The organism is Chitinophaga sp. RCC_12, from assembly GCF_041360695.1.
Taxonomy (GTDB): Bacteria; Bacteroidota; Bacteroidia; order Chitinophagales; family Chitinophagaceae; genus Chitinophaga.
This window is the reverse complement of sequence record NZ_JBFUPS010000002.1, coordinates 738,864-754,981: the sequence shown is the minus strand read 5'-3', so window position 1 is coordinate 754,981 and position 16,118 is coordinate 738,864. Positions and strand designations below refer to the sequence as shown.

General features: G+C 44.0%; 12 protein-coding genes. 7 read left to right on the top strand and 5 right to left on the bottom strand.

Annotated elements, in window-relative coordinates; genetic code table 11:
• Nucleotides 1-4: 4 nt before the first annotated feature.
• Genes AB6805_RS08405 through AB6805_RS08395 form a run of 3 tightly spaced genes read right to left on the bottom strand, consistent with a single transcriptional unit; the run spans nt 5 to nt 5,431 of the window.
• A complete protein-coding gene (locus AB6805_RS08405; protein ID WP_370908987.1) occupies nt 5-3,181 on the bottom strand; it encodes an error-prone DNA polymerase in 3,177 nt (1,058 codons plus the stop codon).
• 14 nt (nt 3,182-3,195) lie between these two features.
• The gene (locus tag AB6805_RS08400) at nt 3,196-4,698 is read right to left on the bottom strand and encodes a DNA polymerase Y family protein (RefSeq protein WP_370908986.1); all 1,503 of its coding nucleotides are present in this window, start codon (nt 4,696-4,698) and stop codon (nt 3,196-3,198) included.
• 1 nt (nt 4,699) lies between these two features.
• A complete protein-coding gene (locus AB6805_RS08395) occupies nt 4,700-5,431 on the bottom strand; it encodes an ImuA family protein (RefSeq protein ID WP_370908985.1) in 732 nt (243 codons plus the stop codon).
• Nucleotides 5,432-5,558: 127 nt separating this feature from the next.
• On the opposite strand from AB6805_RS08395, the gene AB6805_RS08390 reads away from it, so the two are divergent.
• The 3 genes from AB6805_RS08390 to AB6805_RS08380 all read left to right on the top strand — a co-directional run bounded on the left by AB6805_RS08390 (nt 5,559) and on the right by AB6805_RS08380 (nt 7,468).
• Entirely contained in the window at nt 5,559-6,170 is a 612-nt protein-coding gene (locus AB6805_RS08390; RefSeq protein ID WP_370908984.1) for a hypothetical protein, read from the top strand.
• Between the two features lie 77 nt (nt 6,171-6,247).
• Complete coding sequence (locus AB6805_RS08385; RefSeq protein WP_370908983.1) at nt 6,248-6,745, top strand: methylated-DNA--[protein]-cysteine S-methyltransferase; 498 nt, start codon at nt 6,248-6,250, stop codon at nt 6,743-6,745.
• 156 nt (nt 6,746-6,901) lie between these two features.
• Nucleotides 6,902-7,468 (top strand): DNA-3-methyladenine glycosylase, encoded by a 567-nt coding sequence (locus tag AB6805_RS08380; protein WP_370908982.1) that lies wholly within the window; start codon nt 6,902-6,904, stop codon nt 7,466-7,468.
• 65 nt (nt 7,469-7,533) lie between these two features.
• Here the strand turns inward: AB6805_RS08380 and AB6805_RS08375 are convergent, their stop codons facing one another.
• Nucleotides 7,534-8,283 carry a LytR/AlgR family response regulator transcription factor gene (locus tag AB6805_RS08375; RefSeq protein WP_370908981.1) on the bottom strand — a complete coding sequence of 250 codons (750 nt, stop codon included), beginning with the start codon at nt 8,281-8,283 and terminating at the stop codon, nt 7,534-7,536.
• The gene (locus tag AB6805_RS08370; RefSeq protein ID WP_370908980.1) at nt 8,280-10,991 is read right to left on the bottom strand and encodes a sensor histidine kinase; all 2,712 of its coding nucleotides are present in this window, start codon (nt 10,989-10,991) and stop codon (nt 8,280-8,282) included. Before AB6805_RS08370 ends, AB6805_RS08375 begins: the two co-directional genes overlap by 4 nt.
• A gap of 340 nt (nt 10,992-11,331) precedes the next feature.
• On the opposite strand from AB6805_RS08370, the gene AB6805_RS08365 reads away from it, so the two are divergent.
• The 4 genes from AB6805_RS08365 to AB6805_RS08350 all read left to right on the top strand — a co-directional run bounded on the left by AB6805_RS08365 (nt 11,332) and on the right by AB6805_RS08350 (nt 16,118).
• Nucleotides 11,332-12,219: a DUF488 family protein gene (locus tag AB6805_RS08365; RefSeq protein WP_370908979.1), complete on the top strand. Its 888-nt coding sequence runs from the start codon at nt 11,332-11,334 to the stop codon at nt 12,217-12,219.
• A 3-nt stretch (nt 12,220-12,222) separates the two neighbouring features.
• On the top strand, nt 12,223-13,071 hold the full coding sequence (locus AB6805_RS08360) for a hypothetical protein (RefSeq protein WP_370908978.1): 849 nt from the start codon (nt 12,223-12,225) through the stop codon (nt 13,069-13,071).
• Nucleotides 13,072-13,590: 519 nt separating this feature from the next.
• Nucleotides 13,591-14,814: a phage integrase SAM-like domain-containing protein gene (locus AB6805_RS08355; RefSeq protein ID WP_370908977.1), complete on the top strand. Its 1,224-nt coding sequence runs from the start codon at nt 13,591-13,593 to the stop codon at nt 14,812-14,814.
• Nucleotides 14,815-14,975: 161 nt separating this feature from the next.
• Nucleotides 14,976-16,118, top strand: a complete 1,143-nt coding sequence (locus AB6805_RS08350) for an HNH endonuclease (RefSeq protein WP_370908976.1) — start codon at nt 14,976-14,978, stop codon at nt 16,116-16,118.

Genomic DNA, 16,118 nt, shown 5'->3' with positions numbered 1-16,118 from the left:
GCATCTATTTAAAATTCCTGGCTTCGGAAAATAACGTCGCGGATATTTCATCCGTTTTTGACGGTGGTTGCATTAGCGGAGTTGTTGTTTTTGAAGGAAGTAGCTGACGTAAGAATTTGGATAAGTCGTAACAACAAGATACAATAATGTGAACCACCTCACCTTCGCGTTGCAGGGTCCCCTCCACCATCAGCAACCTGGCCTGCAGGATTTCTTTACGATACTTATCAAACAGTTGTTGAAAGACCACCAGGTTACTGCAACCTGTTTCATCTTCAATAGTGATAAAGCAAACACCTTTAGCGGTGCCTGGTCTTTGGCGTACCAGTACAAGACCCGCTACCTTCACTGCTGCGCCATTTTTTACGCCATCCAGTTCTTTTGCGGAGAGGATATGCAGCAGCTGTAATTTTTCCCGGACAAAGCATACAGGATGTGCTTTTAAAGATAAAGTGGTGGCGCTGTAATCGTGCACTACATGTTCTGATACTGTCATTTCAGGGAGCTGTACCTGGGTTTCTGCAGCGCTTTCAGATGGCTGGCCTGTGAAAATACCAACGGGTCGGTCGTGAAGTGCGGAGACCTCCCAGAGCGCCTGACGGCGGTCAAGTCCCATCGACCGGAAGGCATCTGCATCTGCCAGTTTCTCCAGCGTGATCAGTGTAACACCTGCATCCCGCAGTGCATGGATGGTGATATAGCCTGTATCCCGGCAGTCAATTAATGACTGTACATCTTCCTGGCCAATGCCTTTTATCTGGCGAAAGCCGAGGCGCAGTGCGCATAATTTACCTGTTTTTTCTTCCAGTATATTATCCCAGAGAGAAAGATTTACATCTGCCGGTCTTACTTCCACACCATGTTTACGGGCATCAATAACAATTTGTGCCGGCTGATAAAAGCCCATGGGCAAACTGTTTAATAAAGCGCAGGCAAAAACATCCGGGTAATGACATTTGAGCCAGCTGGAAACGTACACCAGCAAGGCGAAGCTGGCGGCATGACTTTCGGGAAACCCATAACTTCCAAACCCTTCCAGCTGCTTAAAAACACGCAGGGCGAATTCGGCGTCGTATCCATTTTTTACCATGCCCTTTACCAGTTTTTCCCGGAACCGGCTTACCTGTCCGGCTGCCTTGAATGTGGCCATACTTCTCCGGAGTTCATCTGCTTCCGATGCCGTGAAGCCGGCGGCCACCATGGCAATTCTCATCGCCTGTTCCTGGAACAGCGGAACACCTAACGTTTTACCCAGGATGTCTTCCAGTTCCGCCGAGGGATATGTAACGTCTTCTTCTTTATTACGACGGCGCAGATAAGGATGCACCATATCGCCCTGGATGGGTCCAGGCCTTACGATAGCGACTTCAATAACGAGGTCATAAAAGCAGGTGGGCTTTAGCCGTGGCAGCATGGATTGTTGCGCACGGCTTTCGATCTGGAATACGCCGATCGTATCGGCATGGCCTATCATTTCATATACCTTCGCATCATCCTGCGGAACACTTGCCAGGGTAAGAGGACGATTGTGATGTGTTTTTGCCAGGTCGAAGGCTTTGCGGATACAGGTAAGCATGCCGAGGGCGAGCACATCTATCTTAAGAAATCCAAGAACATCGATATCATCTTTATTCCATTCAATACAGGTTCTGTTTTCCATGCGTGCATTCAGAATAGGACACAGATCGGAGAGGGCGCCCTGTGTGATAACAAAGCCGCCGGTATGCTGCCCCAACTGACGAGGAAAACCGATGAACTGCTGCGTGAGTTCCAGCATCTTCCGCAGATGCGCATCACGGGGATCAAATCCCTGTTCTGCAAGCCCTTCCCCTTCCAGCCATTCGGCGGTAAAATCCCATACGGAAGCAGAAAGACGATTGATAGTATCAACAGATAAGCCCATTGCTTTTCCTACATCGCGGATAGCCCCCTTTTGTCTTTGTTGGGTAACAGTGGCTACAATCGCCGCGCGGTGGCGACCATACTTTTCATAAATGTATTGAATCACTTCTTCCCTGCGTTCATGTTCAAAATCCACATCAATATCAGGGGGCTCGTTACGGGCGGAGGAAATAAACCGTTCAAACAGCAGGTCGATTTTTGTAGGATCTACAGCAGTGATGCCCAGGCAATAACAAACCGTGGAATTTGCTGCTGAGCCGCGGCCCTGGCAAAGGATTCCCTGCTGCCTCGCAAAACGGACGATGTCATATACGGTGAGGAAATAAGATGCGTAATTCATCTCTTTTATAAAAGAGAGTTCATAGTGAATCGCAGTAGTAATTTTTTCAGGGATATCATCTCCGAAGTACTCCCTGGCGCCTTCCCATGCTAAATGCGTAAGTTCTTCCAGGGGTGTGCGGCCGTTGCTGGTAATTTCTTCGGGGTATACATATTTAAGTGTATCAAGAGAAAAACAGCAGCTTTCTGCAATCTCTTTTGTACGCAGGATCGCATCAGGATATTGCCGGAAGAGGCGTAACATTTCCTGTTGTGGCTTTAAGTATCTTTCGGCGTTTTCATGTAAACGATAACCCGCGGTATAAATAGTACATTTCTCCCTGATACAGGTTACGATATCCTGCAGCTGCCGGCGTTCGGGGATATGATAATGTACATCGCCGGTAGCCACTAAAGGAATATTATATTGAGAAGATAACTGTGAAAGACGGTGTAACTTTTTAAAATCATCTCCCTGATAAGAGCGGGTGGCAGCAAGATAGAGGTTTGCTCCCAGCGCCTCCCGGTACTCCTTCATGGCTAGGCTGAAGGTGGCATCAAATTCAAATCTTGAATTCAGGGATGCGGGTGATAATGCAATAAATTTCATACCGGTGGCATGTTCAAATACATCTGTTTTGTATAAGTGACATTGTCCTTTTTCTGCTCTCAGATTGCCTTTGGTGAGCAATGCAGAAAGGCGTCCGTATGCCTGTGTATCAGTGGGATAAGCAAGTAAGGAAGGTCCGTCCAGCAGATCGATCCGGCAGGCGGGTATGATGCGTATACCGCTGGTTTTTGCAGCTGCATGTCCGCGGACAATACCGGCGAGACTATTTCGGTCTGTAATCGCTATTTCTTTATAACCCAGGGCTGCAGCCTGTTCTACCAGTTCCCCCGGGTGTGACGCGCCTCTTAAAAAGCTAAAGTTGGTAGTGACCTGTAATTCTGTGTAGCTCATATCTCCTCTTTTTCTCACGCAAAAAAACCATGAATAAACCAGGCGTGGGGTTTATCACCGGTATAATGCCCCAGCCTGAACAACCAGTAGCGGCTGCCAACATCATCTTCCACTACATAATAATCCCGGTGCTGTCCTTGTTGCAGCCACCATTCACTTTCAATCCGTTCAGGGCCATCCGCTTTCTTTACTTTATGCACTTTCCCTTTATAACGGAAATGCATTGGTGGATAATCGGGTATGGGCGCCGCTACCTCTATAGGTTCAGGTTTGGAAAGCAGTTGAATGGGACGGGGCCTGTCTGTTTTCCATGAAGTAGCTGTTTTTTCAATAAGACTGGCAACAGGTTTAACGGACCACTCCGGCCAGTGATGTTCAGCAGGCAGATAGCGGCGAACAGTTCCTTTGCCAGTCCTACCTTCCAGCCGGTCGATCAACTCCGCGATACTCACATCTTCCAGTCCCCCTGCTGCATTCCAGAATGTTTCCTGCAAGGGGCGCACCTCTTCCACTTTAGGTGCTTCCAGTACAAATAATTCAATCCCCAGATCCGGTTTGATCGTTGGTATTTTCGACTCAAACAATTTGAACAGGTGGTTGACATTATGTGATGGATGCCCGGTGCCGATCTCCAGTTGCTCTACCGCTCCATCTACCTTATAGCATTTCAGCACAGCGTTCCGGAGTCCTTTTTCTTCTTGGGAAAGGCGGTGGCAAAGGGCTTCCAGCAATCGCCTGAGCGCAATTTCAATACCGGTACCCGTTACAATAGGCTCCAGGCATGGCAGCCGTTCCTGGTAGGGTTCAACCGGCAGCAGGGGTTGAATTACTTCATCTTCCTGTCCGGTGAACTGATCAAGCCGGAGTAGCAGCTCCTGGCCAAAGCGCCTGCGGAGCACTGTTCTGGGCATCCCTATAAAGCTTCCTGCCTCGCGCAGGCCTAATTTCATTAACCTTTCGCAGATAGCGGGTTCCAGTCGTAATGCAGCCGGAGGCATATCCATTAATGCAGCAGACTGCTCACCGTTGGGAATCACAGCCAATGTTTGACTGAACCGCGGTATGGCCCATGCTGCGCCAATCGTATCGGCCATGCCTGCACGCACCTGGTATCCAATATGCGTAAGTTTGGTCACTATATCTTTCAGATATAATTCTTCGCTGCCCCAAAGGTGTGCACAGCCGGTAACTTCCAGCAGCAGGCCATCGGGGGGATCTGTTGCGGTTACAGGTGTAAAGCGGATAGCCCATTCCCCGAGTGCGTTTAATATGCGGTTCAACTGCCCGGGCTTATCATCAATTACCTGCAGTGCGCCGATGAGCGCGCGTGCATCGGCCACGGCCATTCCCTTTGTGATGCCTTGCAACTGCGCGGCTCTGCTGGCTGCTGTTACAATCATCCGGCCATGATCGGGAGTAGCCATCACAAACGCTTCCTGTTGCAACGCCGGGCGGCAACGGATTAACCAGTCGGTCATCAGATGAGGAAACCATATGGAAACAAAACGCCTGGCCATACTACCCGATTTTACGAATCAGTTCCGGCGGCGCGGAAGACAATTGCTCATCCATCAACCTGAACCTGCCGGCAGACCATTCTATTTGCCAGGTGCCAGGCTTACCATTCCGGATCTTCAGCAGTTCAACATTCCAGCGGGGATAGCCAACACCAGGCAACCCATCTTCCGGTTCGCTGGCTAATGGTGTAATGCGCCAGCGGGAAACACAGGCAGTGGTATTAACAGCAGTGGATTCCCGGCGAATAATAAACCCTGTTACCCTGCTTTGTTCTACAGCGAGTTGCAGGCGGCGGGAGGCGGTAAAACCGATATCTCTTACTTCCCCGATAACTGCGGCGAGTCCTTCACACTTCAATGCTTCTTCCATTGCCCAGAGTACATCTTTCTCCCGTTTCAGGTCTACAAAAATGATCCGTTCAGGCTCGATACCAAAGGTTTTCAGGGCAGGAGGAAAAAGCGTGCGGCAGGTGCTGATCCATATACAGGCGCCGCCGCCCTGCATTAACGCATTCAATAAGCCTCCGATAAACCCGGTGGCGGCAGCAGTATGTTCTGCTGCGGCACTCATAAACTCATGTATTGCTCCGGTTGGAAATGTTGCATTCGGAAAAGCAGCTGTAACCCGCCCAAGTCCCATATCCACACTCGTATTACTGGCTTGTTTAAAGCCCTGCAAAAGGAGAATATCCCTTTGCAAGCCGGCAATAATAGCTGCTTTATCTGCGGGCATAGTTGACAGCTGGTTTAAATACTCACGACTAATTTATTTAGCAATAATACTAAATAAATTAGTATTTCATCAATATTCTTTCCGGATATATGTAACTTGTGGTCAGCATAATTTAAAGTGCATCGGCATGTTACAGAACAGAGTTGATCCATCCGGTAATATTATCCGGACAGAAGCGAGGGGGCTATTTATGGGCAACCGGGGTGTTTTACATAACGACAACAAAGAAATTGTTAGGCCTTATAAGATCAAGACCTGGATTACCTGTGTGCTGGCATTTAAAAACAGGAGAAGACCCGTAATGGCTCCTAACCGGTATACAGAACTCTTTTTTATGGATGAAGCAACTTCCTTTGCTGCCGGCCACCGGCCTTGTTTTGAATGCCGCAAAGCAGAAGCGCATCAATTTAAATCCCTTTGGTTGAAAGGTAATCCGGATAAAGGGTTTAACGAAAAAACACTTATTAAAGAGATAGATAACATCCTCCATGCAGAAAGGATAGATGAGCATAATTCAAAAATTACATTCAGGGAACGTCCGGAAAACCTGCCCGACGGCACATTTGTGCGCATCGGGGAGGAGCCTTATCTTCTTAATAAAGGGCTGCTATATTTATGGTCGCCCGGTGGTTATGCAAAAGGCATCCCTTTGCCGGGAAGCGGTAAATTACCTGTTTTAACGCCGGCCTCTGTGGTGAATGCCTTCAGGGCAGGCTATGTTCCTCAAATGGCCATTTAATAGGATTAAGGGCAAGAAACGGGTTCTTTCAGATGTGCGTGGATGGTAAATTTGTATCATCATAAAAAAATAAAAAGATGACATACTATCATAAAATAATGACTTCTCCCGTAGGGCAGCTTACGCTGATAGCGAGTGACAAAGGTTTGGCCGCAGTGCTGTGGGAAAATGAAGTTGCAGACCGCGTACCAATAAGCGCCGGTGCAAACGATATACATCATCCTATCCTTTGCCAGGCAGAAGAACAACTCAATGAATACTTTGCCAAAAAGCGAACTTCTTTTACCGTAGCACTGGATTTTGTGGGAACTGAATTTCAAAAGAAGATATGGAAAGCACTACTGACGATTCCTTTTGGTGAAACAAGGACCTATGGCCAGATCGCCAAACAAATTGGTGATCCGAAAGCAGTACGTGCTGTTGGTGGTGCAGCCAATAAAAATCCCATTTCTATTATTGCTCCCTGTCACCGGGTGATAGGCGCTTCCGGAAAACTAGTTGGATTTGCAGGTGGTATCGCCAATAAAAGCCGCTTACTTCAATTAGAAAATAGTGTTAGTCCCACGTTGTTTTAGGCACTTGCTGACGTGGGGAGTTTATACTATCTTTCCACAAACCTGAAATAAGTGTTGCATACCTTTTCAACAGAAAACTTTCACTCCATTTGTGATCAACTATGTACCCAGGATCCGGAGTTAGCCCTCATTGTGAAAACATACGGCTATCCGCCGATGTGGACAAGACCAAATACATTTGAAAGCCTGATACACATTATCCTGGAACAGCAGGTATCGCTGGCTTCCGCCTTAGCGGCGCTCAATAAATTAAGAGAGAAACTCACCAAAATTACACCCGCCAAACTGCTGGAACTCACGGACGAAGAATTAAAAGCCTGTTATTTCAGCCGGCAGAAGATGTCGTATGCCCGGTTTTTAGCCCAGGCCATTCAAAGCAAAGCATTCAACCCTAAAGCCATGGAAAAGCTACCGGACGAAGAGGTAAGGAAAGCGCTGGTAGCGCTGAAAGGGATCGGTAACTGGACAGCGGATGTGTACCTGATGTTTGTATTGCAGCGCGCGGATATTTTTCCCATCGGAGACCTGGCGGCTGTGAATGCACTCAAGCAGGTGAAGAAATTACCTAAAGACACTCCTCCAGAGAAGCTACTGGGAATATCGGCAGCATGGCAGCCTTACCGGACTGTTGCCACGATGGTATTATGGCATTATTACCTGTCGTTGCGGGTAAAAGACACTTCCGCAGAAACGGAGAAAATAAAGAAGGCGATAACGCTTTAGGGACGGATCATACCGTGCTTAAGTACGGCTTAAAGGTGGACTTGATCAAAATCACTTAACAGGAGTTATTTCATCAGCAATTTTAATACTTCTTCTTTGCGTTGACGGGAAACAGGTACCTGGCTGCCATCTTCCATGGAAATGGCGCCACCTTCTGTTTTTATCCAGGCTGTAATTTTGTGGCTGTTCACCAGGTGGGACTGGTGGGTGCGTATAAAATGTTTATCTGCCAGCAGGTCGTTGTATTCTTTAAGGGTTTTACAAACGATCAGTTTTTTTTGACCGGAGATGTATACATGCGTGTAGTTTCCTGCCGCTTCTAGGCGTACAATATCTTCCGGCAGGGCAAAAACAATTTTATCCGCAAGCGGGAATGCAATACGGTTTTCTGCCATGGGCTTGCCCATATTGGCCACCAGCTCCCGCAAACGGCTGTTTTCCTGCTGGGGAAGAATCTGTGCAATCGCTTTTTCCACCGCGCCGGAAAGTTCCAGTATATCTATAGGTTTCAGCACATAGTCGATAGCGCAGGCTTTTACTGCCGCAATACCATAGTGGTCATAGGCTGTTACAAAAATAACTTCAAAGCGCCTGTTGGCAGGAAGTGATTGCAGCAGCTGAAACCCTGAACCTCCGGGCATTTCAATATCGAGGAAAAGAAGGTCTGGTTCCAGTTGTTTGATGAGCCTGAGCGCACTCGCCGCAGAATCAGCTTCTCCGACGATGTCAATAGCCTGGCAGTATTCGCCCAGGAGTACGCGCAGGTTATCCCTGCTTTTTGCCTCGTCGTCTACAAGAATACTCTTTATCTTCATACACTTTCAATTGGAATAGTGAGTAATGCCGTTGTGCCGTTTCCGTTACTGATATGCAAACTAGCGGTTTGTCCGGCGATACTAAAAAGCTGCAGTCTTTCCTGTACCAGTTTTAGTCCTACACTTTTGTGCGCGCCGTTGCCAGCTTCCGGATGATATCCCGGGCCATTGTCGTACACTGCAATCAGTAGTGCCGCGCCTTGTTTCCCGGCTGTAATGCGGAGTAAGCCTGCTTTTCCTTTGGAAGAAATACCGTGCAGGATCGCATTTTCCACCAGCGGTTGTAAAATCATGCCGGGGATATCTACCAGGTCAGTAGCCAGTTCTTCGGGGATATCCATTTCAAAGGAGAAATCAAAACGCAGTTGTTCAAGCTCGCAGTAAAGGCGTATAGTGGCCAGTTCATCTGCCAGCGTGATCATATTTTTTTCCGCATTATGCAATACGCTTCTCAGTAACAACGAAAATTTTACAAGATAGGTATTGGCAGCTTTATATTGGCTGGTGTTGATCAACGATTGAATGGAGTTCAGCGCATTAAAAATAAAATGCGGATTCATCTGCGAGCGGATGGCTTTAATTTCCAGTTCCCGGATCGCGGTTTTCACGGCCTCCGCCCGCTTAATCCGCTGAATGCGCACCCGGTAAATCCAGATGCCCACCAGCACAGTAAAGAGGATGGAGCCAAGGCTCCATCCAATAATATTCATCACGCCGGATTTTTGCAGCGCCGAAAAGCGCGGTGCTTTTGCTGCATCATCGATGGCCGTATTCAGGTCATCCCATAAGTTGTCGTCGGAATAGATATGATCTGATATTATTTTTCCCCATTGATCCAGTACTACAACATTTTTCTTTCCCATTTCGGATATCCCGTATACTTCATAGTTTTTATCTCCCTGGCTTTTTATTTCAATACTGCTAAAGTTGGGCAGTGTTGCGAGTTCCGGATCATGTTGGCGGTTAAGGCCAGGCTCATTGATCCATGCGAACACAAAGGTTACTTCGGGATGCCTTTTAACCATTTTAACCAACGCACTATCCTGAAAGTAGCTGGCATGGTCAAATATGAGACAGGTAGTTTTACCATGCTGAGATTTCAAATCATACGTTTTGCCATTGGCCAGCGACAGAATCGGGTATGGCGCTGTATTACCCGGCGCCCAGTGTTCCATGAGCTTCCAATCCTTTATAATGGGTTTAATGATGCTGCTGTCGTCGCAATTACGAATAAAGTCTTCGAAATAAGGTTTCAGCCGCTGATTTTTTACAAAGCTATTTGCTTTCATACTTTCACTGATCCCTTTTGATAATTTATAGTACAATGGGTATCCTTTCAACATAGAAAGCAGGACAAAGTAATTACTGTAAAAGGAAGATTCTTCTGAGCTGCCGCCAGCAGAGAGGCCGATGCGTGATTGTTGATAAATCAGGAGCCAATCGAGGTATTGATGATAAAAGGAGAAATGATTGTCGTGATAAGAATTCATTGCCACCGGCATTGTATCAATACCGGTGGTAATCATTTCCGGTATGCCCTCAAATGGCCGTTTTTCCGGGGCTACCCGGTAGCCATGATTGTACAGAAAAACCAGCCAGTCATCCGCAATACGGTATTGCCAGTTGGTTTTATAGTAGTCGATACTTTCGGGAGATGCCTTTCCCTCATAGCTTTGCAGCACAGCTTTGAATCTGGCATTTGCGTTTTCCTGTGCGGCCAGCACTTCGGGTAACGTTTTGTTTCTGTACATGGTATTCATGCCTTCGTCACCGTAAAAGATGTCATCCATCTCGTCTGCCAGCATGGAACTCCATTTGGCACTGCCCGATAGCTTTCTGGGCCGCAGGGAAGTATCAGCATCCGCTTCAATGATCAGCGTATCGCCTGGTGCTAAGAAAGCATACCCTCCGTTATTTTCCATAGCAATATACCGGCGTTCCGGTTTTGTTAACAGCAACGGACAATAAAATTCTCCCCGGCTATTAACAGGAAAGCTGAGAGTGCTGTCTCCCAGTTCAATTTCCACTTGCTTTTTGTGAGCGTGTGCCAGCGTGCCTTTTATCAATGCATTGCCTGCAACCGGAAAGGACGCACCGGTAAGCAACTGGGCGTATTGATATTCGGTTTTGGCAGGAATGAGGCCAGGTATGCCGTTGTTGGCGCTGCGTAATTTCAGCATCGCTTCTATCGCGGGGCGCAACTCCTCCGGCGGCATAGGTGAGAAAGTTGAACGGATGGATATGCCGACCTGCTTCTGAGGACTATAACTCGTCATCAGCACCGGCAACGGTGGTTGATCTTTGTCGGTGGTAAGTGATACGATTTCGCCGTTGGCTGTAATTTCCAGCCGGAACATCCCTTTGGGCGGCTTTTTATCTAACCCCTGTTTATAAGGCGGATAATAACTATCATACCCCATCCAGCCGAATTTCTGACTGTGAGGAGTATATGCCACCACTCTTTCCTGGGTGATGCTGTATTGCTGGTTGCCATTAGGCAACTGGTTCTGTAACCGGTACCGCAGCACATACCGGCGTTGAAACTGTAATAACGGCTCCATTACCGGATAGTAATTATTATCCTTGTGCTTCGTGATCTGCATATCAAACCAGTCGCCCGGTTTCAGGACAAAGTAGCCGGGCTTGTCCTGTGCGGGCAGCAGGTAGGGCAGGCAAAGCAGCAACCATAGATAAACTGTTCTTTTCATGATACAATAATTTTATTGTACCAAAGCTATCTTTATCAGAAGCCCGGGTTACATCCACTTAGCAAACGGTAAAGCTGACTGAATATCCGGTGAATATATGACTGAAACGGGTATTTTACGATTCTTTTTAAGCAGTATGGCCAGTGCAAGCTTGGGGCATCAGAGCTGATTTCGACTGAAAGATACTTTGCCCGGGTTGGGTTGTCTCCGCAGGCACAGTACGCGAAGGCGTTGATTGATTTTAAAAGAAAGTTTACACCACAAATTTATTAAGTGCGGTATGTAGATATTAGATACTAAATAAGTACTATTATAATTCATTTAGCTTTAGCTTTGCATTATGTTTTATAGAAGAAAAGTAATATTGAGCCTGCTACAAATATTTGAAGATCAATTAGATAAAATTAGTCTTCAAAAATTATCGTTTCTATTGTGCCAAAGACAAAAAGAACCGGAATACGATTTTGTTCCGTATAAATTTGGATGTTTTTCATTTTCATTAACTGCTGATTTAACAGCAATGGTTAGTAAAAATATTTTGAGTGAAACTGAAAGTCACTTTATTAAAAAAGACAAACAAGAATATTTTAAGACACTAAAAGAAGAGGATAAAAAAATAGTCCTAGATATTAAAAGACTATATGGAGAAATGAATAGCAATGCGTTAATGAAGCATACATATATCAACTATCCATACTGGGCAATCAATAGTGTAAAAGCAAAAAGTATCTTATCCCCGGAAGAATTGGTAAATATTGAGCTGAGTCGTTCAATTAGCCTTATTGAACCTGGATTATTTACAATCGGTTATGAAGGTATTTCTCTAGAAGCCTATTTGAATAGGCTTATAAAAAATAATATCCACATTTTAATTGACGTTAGGAATAACCCGTTAAGCATGAAATTCGGTTTTAGTAAAAACATGTTGCGCAAATACTGCGCAAGCTTAGGAATTGAATATTTGCATTATCCTGAAGTGGGGATTCAGTCTGACCAGCGTCAACAACTTAACAGTCAGTCAGACTATGACAACCTATTTAGTGCTTATTGTAAAGTGAATTTGACAAAAACTAAGCCTACGCAGAGTAAAATTTTTGACCATATAAAACAGGGAAAAAGAATAGCGCTGACTTGTTTTGAAGCCAACATCTGCCAGTGTCATAGAAAACATTTGGCAGAAGCCATTGGGCGGCTTCCTGGATTCATTTATGAAATAAAACATATTTAAAGCATGCCCTTAACAAAGGTTTTAGTCACAGTAAAGACGTACCCAACAATATCTTCAAAGTATGAAGAATTAGTTTGTACCGCTGGATTTCTGGAAGATGGAACTTTCATCAGAATTTACCCAATCCAATTTAGAAAGAAAGAGTACTCTCAACAATATAAAAAGTACGAATGGATTGAAATTGACATTGTTAAGAATAAGAGTGACTTCCGCCCCGAGAGCTACAGGCCATTCTCACACGATACACAAATTAGTATTGTAGGACATATTGATACACGTAACCATTGGGACGAAAGAAAGAAATATGTCTTAGGGAAAATCTATTATAACCTATCGGAACTAATAGCAGAAGCAAAAAACAAAAAAATATGTACGTCCCTCGCAGTTTTTAAACCTACTCAAATCATTGATTTTGTAGTTAAGCCAGTTGAAAGAGAGTGGGATAAAGCAAAACTGGCCAAACTGGAAGAGGAAAGGAAACAGGGCAACTTATTTACACAACCAGAAGACCCATTCAAAGCAGTACCCAAATTGCCATATAAATTTTCTTATAAGTTTAATGATAAACAAGAAGTTGAAAGTACCATGATGATTGAAGATTGGGAAATAGGGCAATTATACTGGAACTGCCTAAAAAAGTATGAAGGACATGATCGGGAGGCAAAAGCAATTGCAGACGTAAAGAAAAAATATTTCGATGATTTTGCCTTAACAAAAGATCTGTTTTTTTATTTAGGAACAACGCAACTACATCATTATACATCCCACAATCCGTTTATTATAATTGGTACTTTTCATCCCACACTTCCTCCTCAAAATAATAAACCGATTCAAGGGTCCTTATTTATATAAAAAAGTGATTAATACAATAGACGCATCGTTCTCAATTTGTATAAAATCTATTCCGGGACGACTGTAGTAAACTGTTGGTTCTCCCTCATTTTCTTTGACCCCTTCAGCGGTGATATCAGCCAATATAAAAGATTGGCTGAGAATACTTTTCAGCGCGTTGATCTCCACACGGATAAAGGCCAGATTAATGAGGAGGAAACTCTCGTCAAATAAATCAACCAACAGTTTTCAAAAACATGTATCAAAACATGCCCCAAATGAAAAAAGGCTTTCCGCGTCAAACCGCTGAAAGCCTTTTCTACTGCGTGGTCCCACCTGGGCATGATCCAGGGACCCCCTGATTATGAGTCTCTAAAAAGCATATTTTCAGTTACTTTCAGTTGTTGCTAATTACGTCCAAAACGCCCATCCCTACAGGTTTTAAGGAATTTAATACTTAAATTTATATTCAGTCAATTCGGCTTGTTTTTCGAAAACATGTATCAAATTATGTATCAAATTTTTTAAGCCAAAATTATCATGAAGAAAGATAGGGTTAATGTGAAGGTGGTCCCAGATGAACGACGGTCTAAAAATGACAAACGATTTCCCCTTAAACTACGGATTACATATAAAGGCGTTCGGAAGTATTACGCCACCGGTTATGATTCCACCGAAGAAGAATGGGATATGATCAACAGCGCAGACGCTAAAGCTTCCCTCAGAAAGATAAAACAGGAGATCGGCATCATAGAAAAGGACGCGCAAAAATGCTGTGACGACATTACCCCGTTTTCTTTTTTTCAGTTTGAGAAAGCATTCTTTGGTGAAAAGATACAGTTTGAGAATGTAGAATCAGCATACAAGGACTACATAGCGAAGTTAAAGGCCAATGAGCAGTTCGGAACCGCGGATTCCTATACTACTTCGCTCAATTCTCTGAAACGGTTTAAAAGTAAGCTTCACTTTGAGCAGGTAACTAAGGAGTTTCTTCATAGCTTTGAAACCTGGATGCTGGCTGCCGGTAAGTCCGTTACTACCGTGGGCATATACCTACGCCCGCTCCGGACCATTATGAATATTGCCAAAGAAAACGGTATTATCAAACCAGAAGCTTATCCTTTCGGGAAGCGTAAATACATCATCCCGACTGGCAGGAACATCAAAAAGTCCTTGACCAAGGCGCAGATTAAACAAATCTTTGATTACGAAACCGAGCCAGGCTCCGGGATGGAGAAGGCTAAAGACTTCTGGATCTTCAGTTATCTCTGCAATGGTATCAATATGATGGATATTGCCATTTTGAATCAGAAGGACATTTTCACGTCCTATATCACCTTCATCCGGGAGAAGACCAAAAGAACTACCAAAGGGAATCCTATTACCATAACGGCTACCAGGAACATTTATATAAATAGGATCTTGGCAAAATGGGGGCATGGGCCTGCCAATGGAGATGATTTCGTTTTTGATATTGCGGAAAAAGGGGATTCTCCGGCGCTGATACGGACTAAGGTGAAGCAGTTTACTAAGGTGACTAATAAATGGATGAAGAGGATAGGAGAGGCACTGGAGTTTGAAATGCCCGTGACGACTTATGTGGCTAGGCATTCGTATGCGACTATACTAGTGCAGAGTGGAGCGCCGCTGAAGCTGGCTAGTGCGAATTTGGGGCACCAGAGTTTGATTACGACAGAGCGGTATTTTGCAGGGTTTGAGCTATCTACTCAAGCACAGTATGCAAAGGCACTTATAGATTTTTGACACAAAATATACCCTGTAATGAATTCTGCTCTAAATAACGAATACTCATTTAATTCTATTTATTATCTTTTGAATTACATTGTCTCTAAAAAAATTTTATTAAATCTATTTTTCCTCTCCCCCAATTTATCACTTTTCCTGTTTTCATGTTAAAGCTACATATGAACATATGCTACGTCTGTAAAAAATCATTTGTCCCCAAAACTGAATTAAGTGAAGGAAACATAAGTTTGGAGCACATAATCCCAAATAGTTTAGGTGGCTCCTTAAAATCAAAAGAATTACTGTGTAAATCTTGTAATTCAATGTTTGGGGAAACCTGTGATGCACATCTTTCTAAACAATTCTCTCATATCGCTAGCTTATTGATGATTGAAAGAGACAGGGGTGAAATTCAACCAATTAAAGGTGGGAAAAATGAAGATGGAGATTATACCATTCACAGTGGTTACAAACCCGCTATTGCTCATCCCATATTTAATAAAAAGGAGATTGAACCTGGAAAAACAAAAATAGAGATTACGGCAAGAGATTTAACCGAAATGAAAAAAATTCTATCGGGGTTAGCTAGAAAAAATCCAGGTTTTAATGCCGAAGAGGCAATGAAACGCGTTCAAATAAGCAAAGAGTATTTAGCTAAACCTATTCAATTAAATTTTGGAATTGGAGATTCTCAGGCATTTAAAGCAATAACTAAAATTGCCGCCAATTACTATGTACATACTCAAAATGAATGTGAACAAATTTCAAAAGTTATAGAATATCTTAAGACAGATGTCGATGCAGAGATCACTTTTCATTATAATCCGAATGAAAAACTTTATCCGTTAGAAGATAATGAGGTCTGTCATCTACTGCACCTTGTAGGCGATAATATCAATAAAATACTATATTGCTATATTGATTTGTTCAGCTCATTTTCATTTCTTGTCTTACTTTCTGATAACTATACCGGCCAATCTTTTTCTAACACATACGCATATGACATTTTAAAAAGAAAGGAAGTTTCAAAACCAATCTTTCTTAATTTCTCAAAGAAACAAATCCATTCGATATTAAGTAAAAATGAAATACTTAATGATAATGAATCCGTTACTAATAAATTGAACCGATTAGCAACTATAATTCACAAACTGCATAATGATGTGGTAATTGGAAAATTATCTCAGATCGCAGCAGACAAAACTTTAAAAAGACACCCTGAGGGCACTCCCATTTCTAAGGAAATGCTAAATGAATATCTTGCAGAAGTTGCAGAATCGTACGCAAGCTTTTTATTAAGAGAATCGAAGATAAAAAAATGA